The organism is Dermatobacter hominis, assembly GCF_020715685.1.
In the GTDB taxonomy this organism is placed as follows: Bacteria; Actinomycetota; Acidimicrobiia; order Acidimicrobiales; family Microtrichaceae; genus Dermatobacter; species Dermatobacter hominis.
The window spans coordinates 2813541-2830586 of sequence record NZ_CP085840.1 but is presented as its reverse complement, the minus strand read 5'-3'; the positions used below and the strand labels follow the sequence as shown (position 1 = coordinate 2830586).

Genomic DNA, 17046 nt, shown 5'->3' with positions numbered 1-17046 from the left:
GCGCAGCAGTGAGGGATGATCGAGCGACGCAGGAGCGTCCGGCGGTGGCTCGCCGGACCCGTGCGGAGCGGCCGACCGGCGGAGCGCTGCTCCCTCCGACGGCGTCGGCGAGCGACCGCGAGGCCTCGAAGCTCGTCGAGGAGCACCTCGAGCTCGTGAACCACGTCGTGTTCCAGGTCGCGGTGCACTTCCCGCGCCACGTCGACCGGGACGAGCTCGTCCGGGCCGGGGCGCTCGGCCTCGTCGAGGCCGCCCGCCGCTACGACGAGTCCCGGGGGGTGCCGTTCAACCGCTTCGCGGCCCAGCGGATCCGCGGCGCCATCATCGATGCGGTCCGATCCGCCGACTGGGCGCCGCGCTCGGTGCGGACGCTCGCCCGCCGGCTCGACCAGACCGAGCAGCGCCTCGCCGGCCAGCTCGGCCGCATCCCGTCGATCGGTGAGACCGCCGAGGCGCTCGGCATGTCCCGTGACGAGCTGGACCGGCTCCGCGACCGGATCTTCCGCTCGGTCGTGCTGGCCTTCGAGCACCTCGTCGGCGACACCGACGACGAGGAGCTCACCCTCGTCGACGTGCTGGCGGACCCCGACGAGCGCGAGCCCGCCGAGGAGCTCGAGCAGCGCGAGCTGCACGCCTACCTCCGCGACGCCATCGCGCTGCTCCCGGAGCGCCACCGCGTGATCGTCCTCGGCTACTTCATCGAGGAGCGCACCTCCGAGGAGCTCGCGCGGTTCCTGGGCGTGACCGAGTCCCGCGTCTCGCAGATGCGCACCGAGGCCCTCGGCATGCTGAAGATGGGCATCGAGGCCCAGTACGTCGCCGCCGAGGACCGCGAGGTCCCGGACGGCCTGGTGGCACGTCGGCGCGCCCGCTACGTCGACGCCATCGGCGCCGCGTCGGAGCCGACCCAGCGGATCACCCTGCGCGACCGGCCCGAGTCCGACGGCGCCTTCGTCTCGCTGGTGCAGTCGCTGGCCGGCGCCGCCTGCTGACCCCGGGCCCGGCTCAGCTGCCGAGCACCTCGACCAGCCGGTCGTGGAAGGCGCCGTTCGAGGCGATCGCCGACCACTTGTACTCCGGGTGGTCGATGTGCTCCTCGGCGGCGTCGCCCCCCTCCCAGTTGGTGAGGGTGCCCCCGGCCTCGGGGATGATCACGAGCATGGCGGCGATGTCCCACCACGCCAGCGCCGGGTCGAACATCGCCTCGACGCGGCCCGAGGCCACCAGCGCGTAGCCGTAGGCGTCGCCCCACGTCCGCAGCTGGAGGCCGGCCTCGGTGACCCGCTCGAACATGGTCGGGTTCCACCCGTGGAACCCGGTGACGCTGAGGTACGAGCCCTCGATCTCGGTCCGGTCCGACACGCGGCACGGCGAGCCGTCGTGGAAGCACCCCCGGCCCCGCCCGGCCCACACGGTCTCGTCGAGGGCCGGCAGGTTGATCACGCCGATCGCCGGACCGTGCTCGTCCTCCATGTAGAGCAGGTTCGAGAAGGTGCCGACGCCGTGGCTGAACGCCTTGGTCCCGTCGATCGGGTCGATCACCCATGTCCGTCCCGACGTGCCGGGGCGGTCCTCCTCCTCCTCGCCGCGGATCGCGTCGTCCGGCAGCTCCTCGGCGATCTTCTCCCGCAGCAGGCGCTCCGCGGCCCGGTCGGCGGCCGTGACCGGCGAGCCGTCGTGCTTGCGCTCGACGCCGAGCTCCGGGTGGTTGAACCACCCGAGCGTGAGCTCTCCGGCCGATCGGGTCCACGAGACGGCGTGGTTCATGAGGTGCTCGTCCACCGGGGGGACGTCGGACGGTGCTGCAGCGTTCATCGGGTGGCTCCGGGTGTCGGGGACCCGGGCCATCCGACCCGGGTGCGCGGGGACCCGACCCATGTCGGCGGTGATGGGCCCCGGGCGATGATGCCATCGGGAAGGGCGCACCGTGGACGGCTCCACGGGATCGTTCGGCCCCGATGCCGTGGGCCGGGCGGGCGGCGCCCCCCGTCCGTCCGGCCGCGGCGGGTCCCGCGGCGCGCTCGTCGTGTCCTGCGTCGCGAGATGCGGTTCATCGGTGGCCGGCGGGTCGGGCTACCGTCCACGCCGTGGACCTGACGACCATCCTCGAGCTGGCCGACCACGGCCGGGACGTCTTCGTCGGCGTCGGTCCCCAGTACCCGTGGGGCGGTCTGTACGGCGGCCAGATCGTCGCCCAGGCGCTCATGGCGGCGTCGTCCACGGTCCCCGAGGAGCTGGGCGTGCACTCGCTGCGCGCCTACTTCATCCGGCGCGGCGACCACGACGAGCCGGTCCGCTACGAGGTCGACCGCATCCGAGACGGCCGATCGTTCGCGACGCGGCGCGTCGTGGCCCGGCAGGCCGTCGGGGCGATCCTCAACCTCGAGGCGAGCTTCCAGCGCCCGGAGCGCTCGGCGGACGTGGAGACGCTGGCACCGCCGCCCGACCTGCCGATGCCCGACCAGCTGGAGCAGAGCTCGTGGAGCGCGGCGTTCGAGCGCGCCTTCGTGCCGAGCGACCGGGTCAGCTCCTCGATCGAGCGCGACGGCCGGGGCCGGGCCACCGCCTGGCTGCGGACCACCGAGCCGATCGGCGACGACCGGGTCCGCCAGGCCGCCGCCCTGGCCTACATGAGCGACGACCTGCCGACCGACGCCGTCGTCCAGGCCCACCCGGTGCGCAACGAGCCCGACGAGACCCTGTACCGGGCGCTGTTCACGGCCAGCCTCGACCACACGATCTGGTTCCACCGCCCGCTGCAGGCCGACGACTGGCACGTCCACGACTTCACCTGCCACACGTTCGTGGGCGGTCGCGGGCTGTCGCTCGGTCACGTGTTCGGCCTCGACGGCACCCACGTGGCCACCGTCGCCCAGGAGGTCCTCCTGCGCGACACCCGCGAGCGCGACGGCTAGCCGCAGCCCCGGCCGGGGGACCGGGGGCCCGGGTCCCCGTCCGACCGGTCACCCCGGTGGGTGAACCTCGGACCGTTCGCTTCACTTCGCCGCCCCTCTGCCGATCGGGGAGCGGAAGGAGGTGGGTCCCGTGCGGTTGGTGGACCTGCAGGTGGGCGCCGAGCGCGGCGTGCACCTCGAGCTGCATCCCCGTCTGAACGTCGTGGTGGCCGGCGCCGCCGTGCAGGAGCGCGTCGCGTCGCTCCTGGGGAGGGCGTACGTGCTGGCCGGGTCGGAGGTGACCGGCACCGTCGACGGCGGCGGGTTCCTGACGCCGTTCGACCCCACCGCGGTCGTCGCACTCGACCTGGTGGGGGACGGGTTGCCGCTCATCGGCCCCGGCGACCTGCCGGCTCCCGATCCCACCGCGCTCCGCGCCGCCCGCGACGCCGCCGTCGCCGAGCTCGGCGTCGCCCGGGAGCACCTGCGGCGGGCGATCGACGAGCGCGACCACCTGGCCCGCCTCCGCGACGCCACGGCTGCGGCCGTGACCGCCGGTGCCGAGGAGCGCGACGGGTGCGTCGCCCGGGTGGCCGACGTCGACGCCGCGATCGCCGCGCTCGACCAGCGACCGGCCGCCATCACCGCCGAGCGCACCGTGGCCGCCGACGCCGCCGATGCCGCCACGCGCCGCCTCGAGGAGCTCCAGGCCGTCCGCGGCGAGCTCGCCGCGGCTCTTGGCCCGGCCGAGGACGGCGCCGCGATCCGCATCGGCTCCGACACGACCGCCCTGGCCGCGCTGGTGGACCGGGCTGCGGGGCTCGGCGGTCTGCGCGCCGACCAGCACGTCGAGGTCCAGCGGTGGCTCGCCGACGTCGCCGCCGGCAGCGCCGCGGTCAGCCCCGGCGCCCAGGCGCTGATGGCCGAGGTCCACGCCGTCGAGACGGCATGGCAGCAGGCCGCGAGCGCCGGGATCGAGGGCGAACCGACCGTCGCCGCCCTGGCGGCCGAGCGCGCCGACATCGGCGGCAACCACGAGGTCCTCGTCGCCCTCGCTGCCTCCGGTCTGCTCGGCGACACGGCGAAGACCCAGATCGACGCCGCGCACATCGCCCTGCTGCAGGCGCCCAAGGGCCAGCAGGACGCCGCGGCGGCCGCCGAGCTCGAGGTGCTGGCCCGCTACGGGTTCGACTCGTACCTCGAGTACACGATCGCCACGTCCACGCGCGGCGTCGGCCAGGCCGTCGAGGCGAAGCTCGCCGAGCTGACCGGGCGGATCGAGTCGCTCGACCGGGCCCTGACCGAGGCACGCGAGGCCGCGGCGGCCCGCATCGACCAGCTGGCGTCGCAGCGCGAACCGGCCCAGCAGCGGGTGACCGCCTTCCTGGGCTACCGGCCCGAGGGCTCGTCGCTCGACCACCTCGCCCGCGTGCCGGAGGTGCCCCACGTCGTCATGCGCCTGACGCTGACGGTCGACGAGGCGATCGAGGCCGCCCGCGAGGAGGTGCTCCGCTACCGCGACATGGTGACCGAGCTCGACGACGAGGAGCGGACGCTGGCCGTCCGCGGCGGTGAGCTGGCCGCCCAGCGGGATCAGCTGGTGTCGCGCATCTCCGACCTCGAGGAGGTGCTCGGCCGGGCCCTCCCCGAGGCCGAGGCGCTCGCGGCCCGGGTCCAGGCCGCCGACCAGGCTGCGGTCGCGGCCTCCGGTGCCGTCGCCGCCGCCACCGCCCAGGTCGAGCGGATCGACGCCGAACCGACCGACCGCTACCGCCGTGACGACGTGCCGGCGGTGATCGAGGCGATCATCGGCCGGCTCGACCCCTGGTCCTCGGCCCCGCCGCCGGTCGTGCTGGCCGACACCTTCGGGCCGATGGCGGCCGACGACGCCGCGGTCGCGCTCGAGGCGCTGGTCACCCGTGCCGAGCGCAGCCAGGTGATCTACCTGACGTCGAACAGCGGGATCAGGGACTGGGCCCGCACGCTCGACCCCGCCGTCGGGCGCCTGGTCGTGGTGGCGCAGGGCCGCTGGTCGCCCCGGCGGCTCGGCCGGAAGGTCCTCGGCCGCCGCGCCGACGGCGCCTGAGCCTCGACGGGCACCAAGCGGCGATGTCGGTCTTGCGCCCGCCGTGTTGCTGCCGGTGCCGGACTCAGTCGGTCCTGCGCCCGCCGCGGGTCATCGCGAGGACGTCGAGCGCGCGGTCCAGCGCCTCGACGTCGTCGACGAGGCCCCGGTCGACGACCTCCTCGCGGATCGTGCGGCCGGAGGCGACCGCCGCCTTGGCCACCACGGCGGCCTGCTCGTAGCCGATGAGCGGGACGAGCGCGGTCACGATCGCGGACGACGACTCGGCGTAGCGCCGGGACCGCTCGGCGTCCGCGGTGATGCCGTCGATGCAGCGGTCGGCGAGCAGCACCGACACGTTGGCGAGGAGCTCGATCGACTCGAGCAGGTTGCGGCCCATCACCGGGAGCATCACGTTGAGCTCGAAGTTGCCCGACGCACCGGCGAACGCCACGGCGGCGTCGTTGCCGATGACCTGGGCCACCACCTGCTGCGTCGCCTCGGGGAGGACCGGGTTCACCTTGCCCGGCATGATCGAGCTGCCGGGCTGGAGGTCGGGGAGGTGGATCTCGGCCAGGCCGGCCGACGGGCCCGACGACATCCACCGCAGGTCCGACGCCAGCTTGTTGAGGCTGACAGCGACGACCCGGCACGCGCCGCTCGCCTCGACCAGCACGTCCTGCGCGCCCTGGGCCTCGAAGTGGTCGGTCGCCTCGACGAGGTCGAGGCCGGTGCGCTGCGCGACGAGCTCGATCACCTCGGCGGCGAAGCCCTCTGGCGCGTTGAGCCCGGTGCCGACCGCGGTGCCGCCGAGCGGGAGGTGGCCGAGCCGGGGCAGCATCCCCCTGAGGCGGTCGATCCCGAGCTCGATCGCCGTGGCGTAGCCCCCGAACTCCTGTCCCAGCGTCACCGGGACGGCGTCCATCAGGTGGGTGCGCCCGGCCTTGACGACGTCGTCGAAGCGCTCGGCGGCCCCCCGGAGCGAGCGCGCCAGGTGCTCGAGCGCGGGGATCAGGCGGTGCACGACGCCGTCGGCCGCGGCGATGCGGATCGCCGAGGGGAACGTGTCGTTGGAGGACTGCCCGGCGTTCACGTGGTCGTTCGGGTGGACGTCGAGCCCGCCCCCGCTGGCCACGGTGGACAGCACCTCGTTGACGTTCATGTTCGTCGAGGTGCCCGACCCGGTCTGGAACACGTCGACGGGGAACTGGTCGTCGTGCGCACCCCCGAGCACCTCGTCGGCCGCGGCGACGATCGCGTCGGTGATCCCGGTGTCGACGTGGCCGCGGCGGGCGTTGATCTGGGCGGCGGCACGCTTGATCTCGACCAGCGCCCGGACGAGCGAGGGCGCGACGGTGGTGCCGGACACGGGGAAGTTCTCGACGGCGCGCTGGGTCTGGGCCTGCCACCGGGCGTCGGTCGGGACCCTGACCTCTCCGAGCGAGTCGTGCTCGACCCGGAACCCGTCGGTGGTCGCGGTCTGGTCCGTGCTCATGCGGGTCGGTCTACCCCGGCTCGCGACATCCCGGGTCCGCGGCCGTCGGCAGCGGCGATGTTCGCGGCCGTGTTGACGAGGCCCACGTGGGAGAACGCCTGGGGGAAGTTGCCGAGCATCCGCCCCGCCGCCGGGTCCCACTCCTCCGACAGCAGGCCGACGTCGTTGCGCAGCCCGCGGAGGCGCTCGAAGACCTCGGTGGCCTCGTCGACGCGACCCATCATCGCGAGGGCGTCGGCCAGCCAGAACGTCGTCAGCAGGAACGCGCCCTCGCCGGGAGGGAGGCCGTCGACCGTCGTGCCGTCGGGCCCGGGCGGCTCGGTCTCGTAGCGCCGGACGAACCCGTCGGTCGACAGGCGCTCGCGGATGGCCTCGATCGTCGCCACCATCCGGTGGTCGTCAGGCGGCAGGAAGCCGACCGCCATCATCATGAGGAGGCTCGCGTCGAGCCGGTCGGAGCCGTAGAACTGCGTGAAGGCGCCGACGTCGTCGTTCCAGCCTCGCTCGCAGACCTGCGCGTGCACCTCGTCGCGGAGCTCCGCCCAGCGCGCCACGCGCTGCTCGTCGACCGAGCCGATGATCGGGTCGCCGGCGCGGACGCTCGTCGCCATGCGCACGGCGCGGTCGAACGCGACCCACGCCATCACCTTCGAGTGCGTGAAGTGGCGGCGCGGTCCCCGGACCTCCCAGATCCCCTCGTCGGGCTCCTGCCACACCGCCTCGAGGTGGGCCATGAGGGCGCGGAAGATGTCGACGCCGGCGGCGTCGCGGGGCTGCATGCCGGCGCGCCGGGCGGTCGCGGCGGCGTCCATGACCTCGCCGAACACGTCGAGCTGGAACTGCCCCGACGCGGCGTTGCCGATGCGGACCGGGGCCGAGCCCTCGTAGCCGGGCAGCCAGTCGAGCACGAGCTCGGGCAGGCGGCGTTCCCCGCCGACCCCGTAGAGGATCTGGAAGTCGCCGGGGCTGCCGGCGACGGCGCGGCGGAGCCAGCGCGACCAGGCCGCGGCCTCGTCGTGGAAGCCGGTGACGAGGAAGGCCTGGAGCGTGAACGTGGCGTCCCGGAGCCACGAGTAGCGGTAGTCCCAGTTGCGCACGCCGCCGATCCACTCGGGCAGCGAGGTCGTGGCCGCGGCCGCGACGGCGCCTGTGCGGCTGTTCGTCAGGGCCTTGAGCGTGATGAGCGAGCGGATGACGTCCTCGCGCCACGGACCGGTGTAGGTGCAGCGCGACACCCACGCCCGCCACCAGCCGCGGGTGCCGTGCAGGGCGGCGGCCGTGTCGAGGGGGAGCGGGGCCGGGTCGACCGACGGGTGCCAGGCGAGCGAGAACGAGCGGTGCTCGCCCCGGTCGACGCTGAAGTCGGCGTAGGTGCGCATGTCGCGCCCGTGGAGCGGGACCGGGCTGTTGAGCCGCAGCGCCTCGCTGCCGCCCACCATCAGCAGCCCGTCGCCGGTGGCCCGCACCCACGGCGTGACCGACCCGTAGTCGAAGCGGACGACCAGCTCCATCTCCATGCGCACGCTGCCGTCGCGTCCCTCGACGCGGCGGTGGATCGTGGGGTCCGCGTGCTCCGGCGTCATGAAGTCGATGACGGCGACGGTGCCGGACGCGGTGGTCATGACCGTCTCGAGGACGAGCGTGTCGGGCTCGTAGCGCCGTTCCACGTGCAGGACCGGCTCGGTCGGGGCGAGGCGCCAGTGGCCGTGGTCGGGTGTGCCGAGCAGGGCGGCGAAGCACGCCGGGGCGTCGATCCGGGCGGGGCACCACCAGTCGATGGAACCGGTGCGGTCCACGAGGGCGACGCCCCGGGTGTCGCCGATCAGGGCGTGATCCTCGATGAGTGAGCCGGAGGCGGGCGACGGCATCCTCCGAACGCTAACGGGGCGGAGCGGGCCCCGCCTTGGCTCATCGAGCCCGCGCCGGCTCGTCGCGGTCCTCGTCAGGTCATCGAGAACAGGAACACCTGGGTGGCGTAGGCGACCGGGCGGGGGTCGTCCATGCCGGGGCCGTAGTCCCAGAGCGTCATGTCGGCCGACGCGTACCCGCCGCCCGCGTGGCGGGCCGTGTTGTGCGCGAGCACCCAGGGTGAGCGGCAGTCGTCGAGCACGTGCAGCGTGAGGTCGACGCTCGGCGCGAACCACGGCGGCTGCCCGGGCCCGAGCTTCTCGCCGGCGGCTCCGGGCATCGTGTCGACCAGCAGCGCGAACGAGAACGGGTCGAGCGTGCCGTCGTCGCGGAGCGGGGCCTCGTCGAAGCGGTACCAGTTGGCCCGCTCGGCCCGATCGGGTTCGTAGTCGGCCCAGGGCGGGTTGCCGAGGGCGGGCCGGCCCTCCATCCGGAGCATCCAGAACGGCATCGGCTCGAACGCAGGCTCCCAGTCCTCGGGTGGGGGGTCGCGGAAGCTCGGGCAGTCGTCGGGGAGCGGCACGTCGGGGGGCGGGGCGATGTCGGTGAAGTCGAACCCGGCCCGCTCGGCGCCGAAGGCGGCGGTGACGATGTGGCCGCGGGCCGCACCGGGGGAGCGGACCTCGGCGCGCAGGTGCGACATCGTGCGGCCGCGCCGCAGGACCTCGACGTCCGCCTCGACGTCACCGTGCGGCACCTGCGCGGTGAACATCGTGTGCATCGTCCGCAGGCGCTGGTCGGGGTGGTCGAGCTCGGCGGCCATCGCCGCGAGCGCGATCGCGGTGGTCACGCCGCCCTGCGGCATTGGTCGCAGCACCCACGAGTCGTCGATGCGCCCGGTGTACCGGTGCGACGTCGCATCGGGCGGGCCGTCGAGCCGCGTCACCGTCGTCAGGTGGCCGAAGGGGGTGCCCATGCCGTCACTCTCCCACCCGCCACCGACCCGGCGGCAACCGAGATCCGGGGCCGGGAGGACGGGGCAGCGCATGCCGACCCGGCTCGGCCGCGCCGTAGGTTGGGCCGGTGACACCACGAGTCCCCCTCTCCGTGCTCGAGCTCGCCATCGTGACCGCCGAGGGCACCTCGCGCGACGCCCTCCTCGGCGCCACCGAGCTGGCCCAGGCCGCCGACCGGCTCGGCTACGAGCGGTTCTGGGTGGCCGAGCACCACAACATGAGCTCGGTCGCCAGCACGAACCCGCCGGTGCTGATGGCGCACCTGGCCGCCCGGACCGAGCGGATCCGCGTCGGCTCCGGTGGCGTGATGCTCCCCAACCACGCGCCGCTGGTCGTGGCCGAGCAGGTGGCGGCGATCGAGGCGCTGCACCCGGGCCGCGTCGACCTCGGCATCGGTCGTGCCCCCGGCACCGACCCGTACACGGCCATGGCGCTGCGCCGCACCGAGGACCTGTCGGCCGAGGACTTCCCGCGCGACCTCCTCGATCTGATGGGCCTGCTCGGCGACCCCCGGCCCGAGGTCCGCGGGGACCTCGTCGCCGGCGGACGGCCACTGTGGGAGCGCTTCACGGCGACGCCGCTCGCCGCCTCGCGGCCGCAGATCCTGCTCCTCGGCTCGAGCGGCTACAGCGCCCAGCTCGCCGGTCTGCTCGGCCTGCGGTTCGTGTTCGCCCACCACTTCGACATGGGCGGGACCGACGAGGCGGCCGAGCTCTACCGCCGGTCGTTCCGGCCGTCGGCCGAGCTGCCCGAACCGCACCTCATCGTGTCGGCCAACGTGCTCGTGGCCGACACCGAGGAGGAGGCCGAGCGCCAGGCCCTGCCGGGCCAGCTGCTGATCCACGGCATCCGCACCGGCGAGCGCATCCGCCTCGTGAGCCCCGAGGAGGCGACCGACCACCGGTGGGCCGGCGTGGCCCGGACGACCCGGTCGAACCGCATCGTCGGCACGGCCGACCGGGCGGTCGAGGAGCTCGAGCAGCTGGCGGCGCGCACCGGTGCCGACGAGCTCATGGTGTCGACCGTGTGCCACGCCACCGAGACGCGGGTGAACAGCATGGAGCTGCTGGCCGAGGCGTGGGGCACCGGCGCAGCGGTGCCGGCGCAGGCGGCGAGCTGATCGGCGCGCCGGCGGTCAGCCGGCCGGCGCGTGCACCGACCCGGCCGGCGACACGGCGCTCGTGCCGTCGGCGAGGACGGTCAGGATCTCGGCGCCGGTCCCGGTGACGACGACCGTGTGCTCGAACTGGGCGCTCGGCATCCCGTCGTCGAGGACCTCGGTCCACCCGTCGTCGGCGGTCGTGAAGCGCGGGGCGCCGGTGCGCAGCATCGGCTCCACGGTCAGGCACAGGCCCGGGACGGCGACCGCCCGGTCACGCGACGTGATCGTGTGGTGGATGTGCGGGTCGGCGTGGAACACCTCGCCGATCCCGTGCCCGCCGTACTCCGACACGACGCCGTAGCCGCGGTCCTTCGCCACCGACGTCACCGCCTCGGCCACCCGCTGCATCGGCTCACCCGGGCGGATGTTGGCGATCCCGGCCAGCGTGGCGTCGCGCGTCGTGTCGATCAGGACGGCCAGCTCTGGGGCGATCGTGCCGACGCCCACGGTCGCGGACGTGTCGCCGTGCATGCCGTCGACGAACGCCGTGACGTCGACGTTGACGATGTCGCCGTCCTGCAGCGGCCGGTCGTCGGGGATCCCGTGGCACAGGACCTCGTTCACCGAGGTGCAGATCGACTTCGGGTAGTCGTGGTAGCCGAGCGTCGACGGGTAGGCGCCCCGGGTCACGTAGGCCTCGTGCGCGACGGCGTCGAGCTCGTCGGTGGTGACGCCGACCCCGACGGCCGCCACCGTCTCGGCCAGCACCTCGGCGGCGACGCGGCAGGCGTGGCGCATCCGCTCGAGCGCCTCACCCGAGAGGACCTGTGCCTCGGGCGGCGGCCAGACCGTCCCGTCGAGCACGTAGTGGGGCCGGGCGATGCCCTCGGGGACGGCGCGCTCGGGGCGCACCGCGCCGATCCGCACCGCCGGCCGGACCAGCCGGGCGCGGTCCAGGTGGCACCGCTTCAGCTTCTTGCCGCTGCCGCACCAGCACGGCGCGTTCCGGGAGGGACCCATGGGCCCCACGCTACCGACCTCGCTCCGCCGCGGTCAGGCGGGCCCTCGTGCGGCCGTGGCGCCGGCCTGCTCCCTCATGCGGCCATCGCGCTGGCCTGCTCCCTCATGCGGCCATCGCGCTGGCCTGCCAGGCGAACACGAGGCTGATGGCCCGGAAGTCGGTGTCCAGGCCGTCGCCCATGCGGTTCATCCCGTACGCGAAGGTCGTCCGGGCGTCCAGGTCGTTGATCACGACCGAGCCGCCCCACCCGCCCCAGAAGCAGGCCCGCGGGTTCGCGCTCACCGGCACCTCGGGACCGTTCAGGCCGAAGCCGATGCCCAGTCGCGTGTCGATCTCCTGGACGAGGTCCGGTCCGACCCACTGCTCCCGGAAGATCTGGGCGACGGCGTCCTCGGAGAGGAAGCTCCGACCGCCGACCGACCCACCGCCGCTCACGATGCTCTGCACCTGCGCCATCGACCGGGCGTTGCCGTGGCCGTTCGAGGCCGGCAGCTCGATCCGGCGGTAGTCGACCGTGTTGCCGACGTCGGCGGTGATCACCGGGTTGTTGAGCGCCCGCTCGCCGACCGAACCGGCCGAGGACCGGCCGCCGAGCGCCTTCGTCGGCGGGATGATCGTGGCGATCCGGTGGTCGTGCTCGGGACCGGTGCCGATGTGGAAGTCCGCGCCGAGCGGCTCGGCCAGGTTCGTGCGGAAGAACGTGCCGAGGCTGTCGCCGGTGACGCGGCGCACGAGCTCGCCGAGGAGGAAGCCCTGCGTCACCGCGTGGTAGCCCGCCGCCGTGCCCGGCTCCCACCACGGCGCGTCGTCGGCGAGGAGCGCGGCGGCGGACCTGACGTCGTAGAGGTCGTCGAGCGAGATCGGCCTGCCCCAGCCGGGAAGGCCGGCGGTGTGCGACATCACGTGGCGGACGAGCACGCCGTCCTTGCCGTTCGCTGCGAACTCCGGCCAGTAGGTCGCGACCGGCGCGTCCAGGTCGACGAGGCCGCGGTCGGCCAGCGTGAGCAGGCACAGCGCCGCCATCGTCTTCGTCGACGACCACAGGCAGCAGAGCGTGTCCTCCTCCCACGGGGCGCCGGTCGCACGGTCGGCGACGCCGCCCCAGAGGTCGACCACGAGCTCGCCCTCGACGGCGATCGCCACGCTGGCTCCGTCCTCGAGCCCGTTGTCGAAGTTCGCCTGGAACGCGTCGCGCACCGCGTTGAAGCGCTCGTCGCAGTGGCCGTGGACCTCGGTCATGTCATCCCCCCGGTGTTCGTCCTCGTGCCGTCGGTGGTGCCGGTCGCCGGTGCGGTCAGACGTGGTCGGCGACGATCGCCCGGACGCCCGCCGCGAACCGTGCCACGTCCTCGTCGGTCGTGGCGAAGCTGGTCATCCAGCGGACCAGGCTGACCGTCAGGTCCCACTCCCAGAAGAACGACCACTCCTGCAACGGGACGATCGCGCTGGCGGGGACCTGGGCGAACACCGAGTTGACCGCCGGCGCGCCCTGGACCGAGACCCCCGGCACGTCGGCGACGACACGGGCCAGCGACGCCGCGGTGCGGTTGGCGTGCTCGGCGTTGCGCAGCCAGAGGTCGTCGGTCAGCAGCGCCTCGACCTGCGCCGCGACGAACCGGCTCTTCGAGATGAGCTGGCCCGCCTGCTTGCGGACGAAGCGAGCCTCGGAGTCGAGGCCCGGCGTGACGAAGACGACGGTCTCGCCGAACATGGCGCCATCCTTCGTCAGGCCGAACGTCATGAGGTCGACGCCCGTGTCGCGGATCATCGTGGACAGGTCCGAACCGGTCGCCACCACCGCGTTGGCGATCCGGGCGCCGTCGAGGTGGACCAGCAACCCGGCGGCGTGGGCGGCCTCGCACAGCGCGCCGATCTCGTCGACCGAGTAGAGCGTGCCGAGCTCGGTCGACTGGGTGATCGACACGACGGCGGGCTGCGGGTGGTGCTCGCTGCCCTGCCAGTGCAGCCAGGGCTCCAGGTGCGCGGGCGACAGCTTCCCGTCGTCGGTGGCGACGGGGGCGATGGTGGCGCCGGTGAACCGCGCCGGGGCGCCGCACTCGTCGACGACGATGTGCGCCGAGTCCGCGCACACTACCGCCTGCCAGGCCCGCAGCACGCTGGCGAGCCCGACGACGTTGGCGCCGGTGCCGCCCCAGCAGAAGTAGGAGCGCACGGGGGCGTCGAACGCGTCCTGCAGCGCCGACCGGGCGCGGCGGGTCCAGTCGTCGTCGCCGTACGCCATCGCCGTGCCGACGTTGGCGGCGGCCAGCGCGTCCATGACCTCGGGCGACACGCCCGCCGCGTTGTCGCTGGCGAACGATCCGGTCGGGGGCGGGGGCATGTCGCGAGCTGGGGCCGGCACGGCCGCATCCTCGCGCGCACCGCGGTCGCGACCCGCTCCGGCGCGGGCCAGGCGGTCCGACCGCGGTGTCGCTTTTCCGCCAGACCGGCGGCCGGTCGCGTGCGAGGCTGCACGGGTGCCCGCCACCACGGTCCCCCCCGACGAGCTCCTCCTGGACCAGGACCGCTGCTACCTCGCCGTGCAGTCCAAGGACGCCCGCTTCGACGGCTGGTTCGTCGGTGCGGTGACCTCCACCGGGATCTACTGCCGTCCGAGCTGCCCGGTCCGGCCGCCCCGTCGGACCAACATGCGCTTCTACCCGACGGCGGCGGCCGCCCAGCAGGCCGGGTTCCGGGCGTGCAAGCGGTGCCGGCCCGACGCCTCGCCGGGCTCGCCAGAGTGGGACCCGCGCGCCGACGTCGTGGCCAGGGCGGTCCGCCTGATCGCCGACGGCACCGTGGACCGGGAGGGCGTGCCCGGCCTCGCCCGCCGCCTGGGCTACAGCCATCGGCAGGTCGAGCGGTTGCTCCGGGCCCAGCTCGGCACGGGACCGCTCGCCCTGGCCCGGGCCCAGCGGGCGCGCACCGCCCGCACGCTCATCGAGACCAGCGACCTGGGCTTCGCCGAGGTCTGCTTCGCCGCCGGCTTCTCGAGCGTGCGGCAGTTCAACGCGACGGTGCGCGAGGTCTACGACCTGACCCCGGGCGAGCTCCGCCGGCGCGCCCGGGCGCGCCAGGCCGCCACCCCGGGGACGCTCCACCTGCGCCTGCCGTTCCGCCCGCCGCTGTCCGCGGACCGGCTCTTCGGCCACCTGCTCGACGCCGCCGTCCCCGGGGTCGAGGCGGCCGGGTGGTGCGGGGCCGACGCCGGCGCGACCGCGCCGACCTATCGCCGCTCGCTGCGGCTGGCGCACGGCGCCGGGGTGGTCGCCCTCACGCCGTTCGCCGACCACGTGGCGGCAGAGCTCCGGCTCGAGGACCTCCGCGACCTCACCTCGGCCGTGGCCCGGTGCCGCCGGCTGCTCGACCTCGACGCCGACCCGGTCGCCGTCGACGAGGTCCTGGCAGCGGACTCGCTCCTGCGGCGGTCGGTGCGCCGGGCGCCCGGGCGGCGCGTGCCCCGGACCGTCGACGGCGACGAGCTCGCCGTCCGCGTCGTCCTCGCGCAACAGGTCGCCACGTCCGCGGTGCGGACCCACGCCGCCCGCCTCGCCGCCGCGATCGGCGACACCCTGCCCGAGGCGCTGCGCCACGGCGTCGACGGTGATGCCGGGGACGGCGACGCCGACGGTGCGGGTTCGGACGTCTCGCTCCTCTTCCCGACCGCCGCGCAGCTGGCGACGGCCTTCGACGACCTGCCGCTCCGGCTGCCCACGCGGCGTCGGGACACGCTCAGGGCGCTCGTGGAGACGCTCGCCGACGGCGCGGTCGACCTGGGCCCCGGCGCCGACCGCGACGCCGCCAGGGCAGGGCTCGCCGCGCTCCCCGGCGTGGGGCCCTGGACCGTCGAGCTGATCGCCATGCGCGGGCTCGGCGATCCCGACGCCTTCCCGGTGACCGACCTGGTCGTCCGCCGCGGCGCCGAGCGGCTGGGGATCCCGGCCACGCCCGCCGCGCTCGCCGACCGGGCCGGGCGCTGGCGCCCCTGGCGATCGGTCGCCGTCCAGCACCTGTGGGCCGCCGGCCACCCCGACCACCGCGCCGACGGCGCGACCACGACGGCGGGCTCCGGGCCCGCCACCGACGACAGGAGACGACGATGAGGTCCCGCACGATTGACACCCCCATCGGCCCGGTGACCCTCGCGGGCGAGGACCGGCTCCGGCACCTCGTGATGCGCGGCCAGGCCCACGAGCCCGACGCCTCGGCGTGGGGCGAGGACCCGACGGCGTTCACCGACGTCGTCGAGCAGCTCGACGCGTACTTCGCCGGTGAGCTCGAGGACTTCGACGTCGACCTGGAGCTGGTCGGCACGGAGTTCCAGCGATCGGTCTGGCAGGCCCTGCGCGACATCCCGTACGGCGAGACCTGGTCCTACGGCCGGCTCGCGGCCCACATCGACCGGCCCAGCGCAGTGCGGGCCGTGGGGCTCGCGAACGGGCGCAACCCGATCGCGATCATCGTCCCGTGCCATCGGGTGATCGGCGCCGACGGCTCGATGACCGGCTACGGCGGCGGCATCGAGCGGAAGGTGGCGCTGCTCCGACTCGAGCGCGCCGTCGAGCAGCAGCAGGGGGTGCTGGAGCTCGGCGCCGAGGCCCGCCGATAGCCTTCGGCGGATGAGTCCCCACCCCGCCGCAGAGCTCCGCGTCGACACCTCTCCCGACGGGATGGCGATCCCCCGCGACATGGGCGCGGGCCATGGCGAGGGGTTGCCGCTCGGGCTGTGCCTCGGCGGTGGCGGGCTGTGGTTCGTGGCGTGGCAGGTCACCTACCTCAACGAGCTGCTCGCCGCCGGGGTCGACCTCCGTGGCGCCGACCGGGTGGTCGGCACCTCGGCGGGCTCGATCGTCAGCTCGGTGCTTGAGGCGGGCAACCTGAAGCGCCTCCACGGGGAGCTCGGGGTCCTCGCCCGGCTTCCGAAGCTCGTCGGCGTGCTCGCCCCTGCGTCGAAGTTCCACCCGAGCCAGGACCGCGCCCGCGACCTGTTCTGGGTGGCGCAGGACTCGAAGCCCGAGACCATCCGGGAGATCGGGCACGCCGCGCTGGCGGCCCAGACGCCCCCGGCCTCGACCATGCGCCGCAACCTCGGGGTCGTCCTCGCGTCCCGTCGGTGGCCGTCGCCGGCCCTGCACCTCACCGCGGTCGACGCCTTCACCGGCGAGCGGCTGGTGATCACGTCCCGTCACCGCATCGCCGTCCCGCGTGCCACCGCGGCGAGCAGCGCGGTGCCCGGCATCTTCCCCCCGCAGCCGCTCGGCGACCGCCGCGCGATGGACGGCGGGGTGAGCGGCACGGGGCTCCACCTCGATCTCCTGGCCGGCGCCCGCCGGGCGGTGGTCGTCCAGCTGACCGACGGCGCCGACGCGACCGAGGGGGCCATGACCCAGCAGCCGGGTGACCCGGTGCGAGAGCTGGAGGCGCTCGAGTCGGCCGGGACGAAGGTGTTCCACCGCATGCCGGAGTCGGTCGACATCGACCGACTGATGGACCCGACGGCGGTGCCGGGCGCGATCGCCATGGCCCGCCGCCAGGCCCGCGACGACGCCGACGAGCTGCGCATGTTCCTCGCCTGAGCGGCGGGGAGCGGACGATCGCCTGAGCG

The 17046-nt window shown here is 74.6% G+C and carries 14 protein-coding genes; 7 read left to right on the top strand and 7 right to left on the bottom strand.

What is annotated here, in order from left to right; translation table 11 throughout:
* The first annotated feature begins 44 nt into the window (after positions 1–44).
* Positions 45–992 carry a sigma-70 family RNA polymerase sigma factor gene (locus LH044_RS13410; protein ID WP_227756091.1) on the top strand — a complete coding sequence of 316 codons (948 nt, stop codon included), beginning with the start codon at positions 45–47 and terminating at the stop codon, positions 990–992.
* 13 nt (positions 993–1005) lie between these two features.
* Here LH044_RS13410 and LH044_RS13405 read toward each other — a convergent pair whose 3' ends face one another.
* A complete protein-coding gene (locus LH044_RS13405; RefSeq protein WP_227756090.1) occupies positions 1006–1815 on the bottom strand; it encodes an inositol monophosphatase family protein in 810 nt (269 codons plus the stop codon).
* Positions 1816–2087: 272 nt separating this feature from the next.
* Here LH044_RS13405 and LH044_RS13400 point away from each other — a divergent pair, with 272 nt between their 5' ends.
* Together LH044_RS13400 and LH044_RS13395 are read left to right on the top strand one after the other, a co-directional pair.
* A complete protein-coding gene (locus LH044_RS13400) occupies positions 2088–2915 on the top strand; it encodes an acyl-CoA thioesterase (RefSeq protein WP_227756089.1) in 828 nt (275 codons plus the stop codon).
* A 139-nt stretch (positions 2916–3054) separates the two neighbouring features.
* On the top strand, positions 3055–4980 hold the full coding sequence (locus tag LH044_RS13395) for a hypothetical protein (protein WP_227756088.1): 1926 nt from the start codon (positions 3055–3057) through the stop codon (positions 4978–4980).
* Between the two features lie 64 nt (positions 4981–5044).
* On the opposite strand, the gene LH044_RS13390 is transcribed toward LH044_RS13395, so the two are convergent.
* From LH044_RS13390 to LH044_RS13380, 3 genes are all read right to left on the bottom strand, one after another.
* Positions 5045–6454, bottom strand: coding sequence for a class II fumarate hydratase (locus tag LH044_RS13390; protein WP_227756087.1), 1410 nt, complete (start codon positions 6452–6454; stop codon positions 5045–5047).
* Entirely contained in the window at positions 6451–8322 is a 1872-nt protein-coding gene (locus tag LH044_RS13385) for a glycoside hydrolase family 15 protein (protein WP_227756086.1), read from the bottom strand. Before LH044_RS13385 ends, LH044_RS13390 begins: the two co-directional genes overlap by 4 nt.
* 74 nt (positions 8323–8396) lie before the next feature.
* Positions 8397–9278 carry an acyl-CoA thioesterase gene (locus tag LH044_RS13380; protein WP_227756085.1) on the bottom strand — a complete coding sequence of 294 codons (882 nt, stop codon included), beginning with the start codon at positions 9276–9278 and terminating at the stop codon, positions 8397–8399.
* Positions 9279–9385: 107 nt separating this feature from the next.
* On the opposite strand from LH044_RS13380, the gene LH044_RS13375 reads away from it, so the two are divergent.
* Positions 9386–10438 (top strand): LLM class flavin-dependent oxidoreductase, encoded by a 1053-nt coding sequence (locus tag LH044_RS13375; protein WP_227756084.1) that lies wholly within the window; start codon positions 9386–9388, stop codon positions 10436–10438.
* Between the two features lie 15 nt (positions 10439–10453).
* Here the strand turns inward: LH044_RS13375 and map are convergent, their stop codons facing one another.
* The 3 genes from map to LH044_RS13360 form a co-directional block, all read right to left on the bottom strand.
* Complete coding sequence (map, locus tag LH044_RS13370) at positions 10454–11440, bottom strand: type I methionyl aminopeptidase (protein ID WP_227756083.1); 987 nt, start codon at positions 11438–11440, stop codon at positions 10454–10456.
* Between the two features lie 103 nt (positions 11441–11543).
* The gene (locus LH044_RS13365) at positions 11544–12680 is read right to left on the bottom strand and encodes a serine hydrolase domain-containing protein (RefSeq protein ID WP_227756082.1); all 1137 of its coding nucleotides are present in this window, start codon (positions 12678–12680) and stop codon (positions 11544–11546) included.
* 55 nt (positions 12681–12735) lie between these two features.
* Positions 12736–13803, bottom strand: a complete 1068-nt coding sequence (locus tag LH044_RS13360; protein WP_227756081.1) for a threonine aldolase family protein — start codon at positions 13801–13803, stop codon at positions 12736–12738.
* A 115-nt stretch (positions 13804–13918) separates the two neighbouring features.
* Here LH044_RS13360 and LH044_RS13355 point away from each other — a divergent pair, with 115 nt between their 5' ends.
* The 3 genes from LH044_RS13355 to LH044_RS13345 are packed head-to-tail and all read left to right on the top strand — an operon-like array spanning position 13919 to position 17017.
* Positions 13919–15544 carry a DNA-3-methyladenine glycosylase 2 family protein gene (locus LH044_RS13355; RefSeq protein WP_227756080.1) on the top strand — a complete coding sequence of 542 codons (1626 nt, stop codon included), beginning with the start codon at positions 13919–13921 and terminating at the stop codon, positions 15542–15544.
* A complete protein-coding gene (locus LH044_RS13350) occupies positions 15541–16050 on the top strand; it encodes a methylated-DNA--[protein]-cysteine S-methyltransferase (RefSeq protein ID WP_227756079.1) in 510 nt (169 codons plus the stop codon). Before LH044_RS13355 ends, LH044_RS13350 begins: the two co-directional genes overlap by 4 nt.
* A gap of 10 nt (positions 16051–16060) precedes the next feature.
* On the top strand, positions 16061–17017 hold the full coding sequence (locus tag LH044_RS13345; protein ID WP_227756078.1) for a patatin-like phospholipase family protein: 957 nt from the start codon (positions 16061–16063) through the stop codon (positions 17015–17017).
* Positions 17018–17046: the final 29 nt, after the last annotated feature.

Bases quoted from the DNA above. Each gene is read 5' to 3' on its own strand.
- LH044_RS13405 (WP_227756090.1), bottom strand. From the start codon at position 1,815: ATGAACGCTGCAGCACCGTCCGACGTCCCCCCGGTGGACGAGCACCTC.
- LH044_RS13390 (WP_227756087.1), bottom strand. From the start codon at position 6,454: ATGAGCACGGACCAGACCGCGACCACCGACGGGTTCCGGGTCGAGCAC.
- LH044_RS13385 (WP_227756086.1), bottom strand. From the start codon at position 8,322: ATGCCGTCGCCCGCCTCCGGCTCACTCATCGAGGATCACGCCCTGATC.
- LH044_RS13380 (WP_227756085.1), bottom strand. From the start codon at position 9,278: ATGGGCACCCCCTTCGGCCACCTGACGACGGTGACGCGGCTCGACGGC.
- map (WP_227756083.1), bottom strand. From the start codon at position 11,440: ATGGGTCCCTCCCGGAACGCGCCGTGCTGGTGCGGCAGCGGCAAGAAG.
- LH044_RS13365 (WP_227756082.1), bottom strand. From the start codon at position 12,680: ATGACCGAGGTCCACGGCCACTGCGACGAGCGCTTCAACGCGGTGCGC.
- LH044_RS13350 (WP_227756079.1), top strand. From the start codon at position 15,541: ATGAGGTCCCGCACGATTGACACCCCCATCGGCCCGGTGACCCTCGCG.
- LH044_RS13345 (WP_227756078.1), top strand. From the start codon at position 16,061: ATGAGTCCCCACCCCGCCGCAGAGCTCCGCGTCGACACCTCTCCCGAC.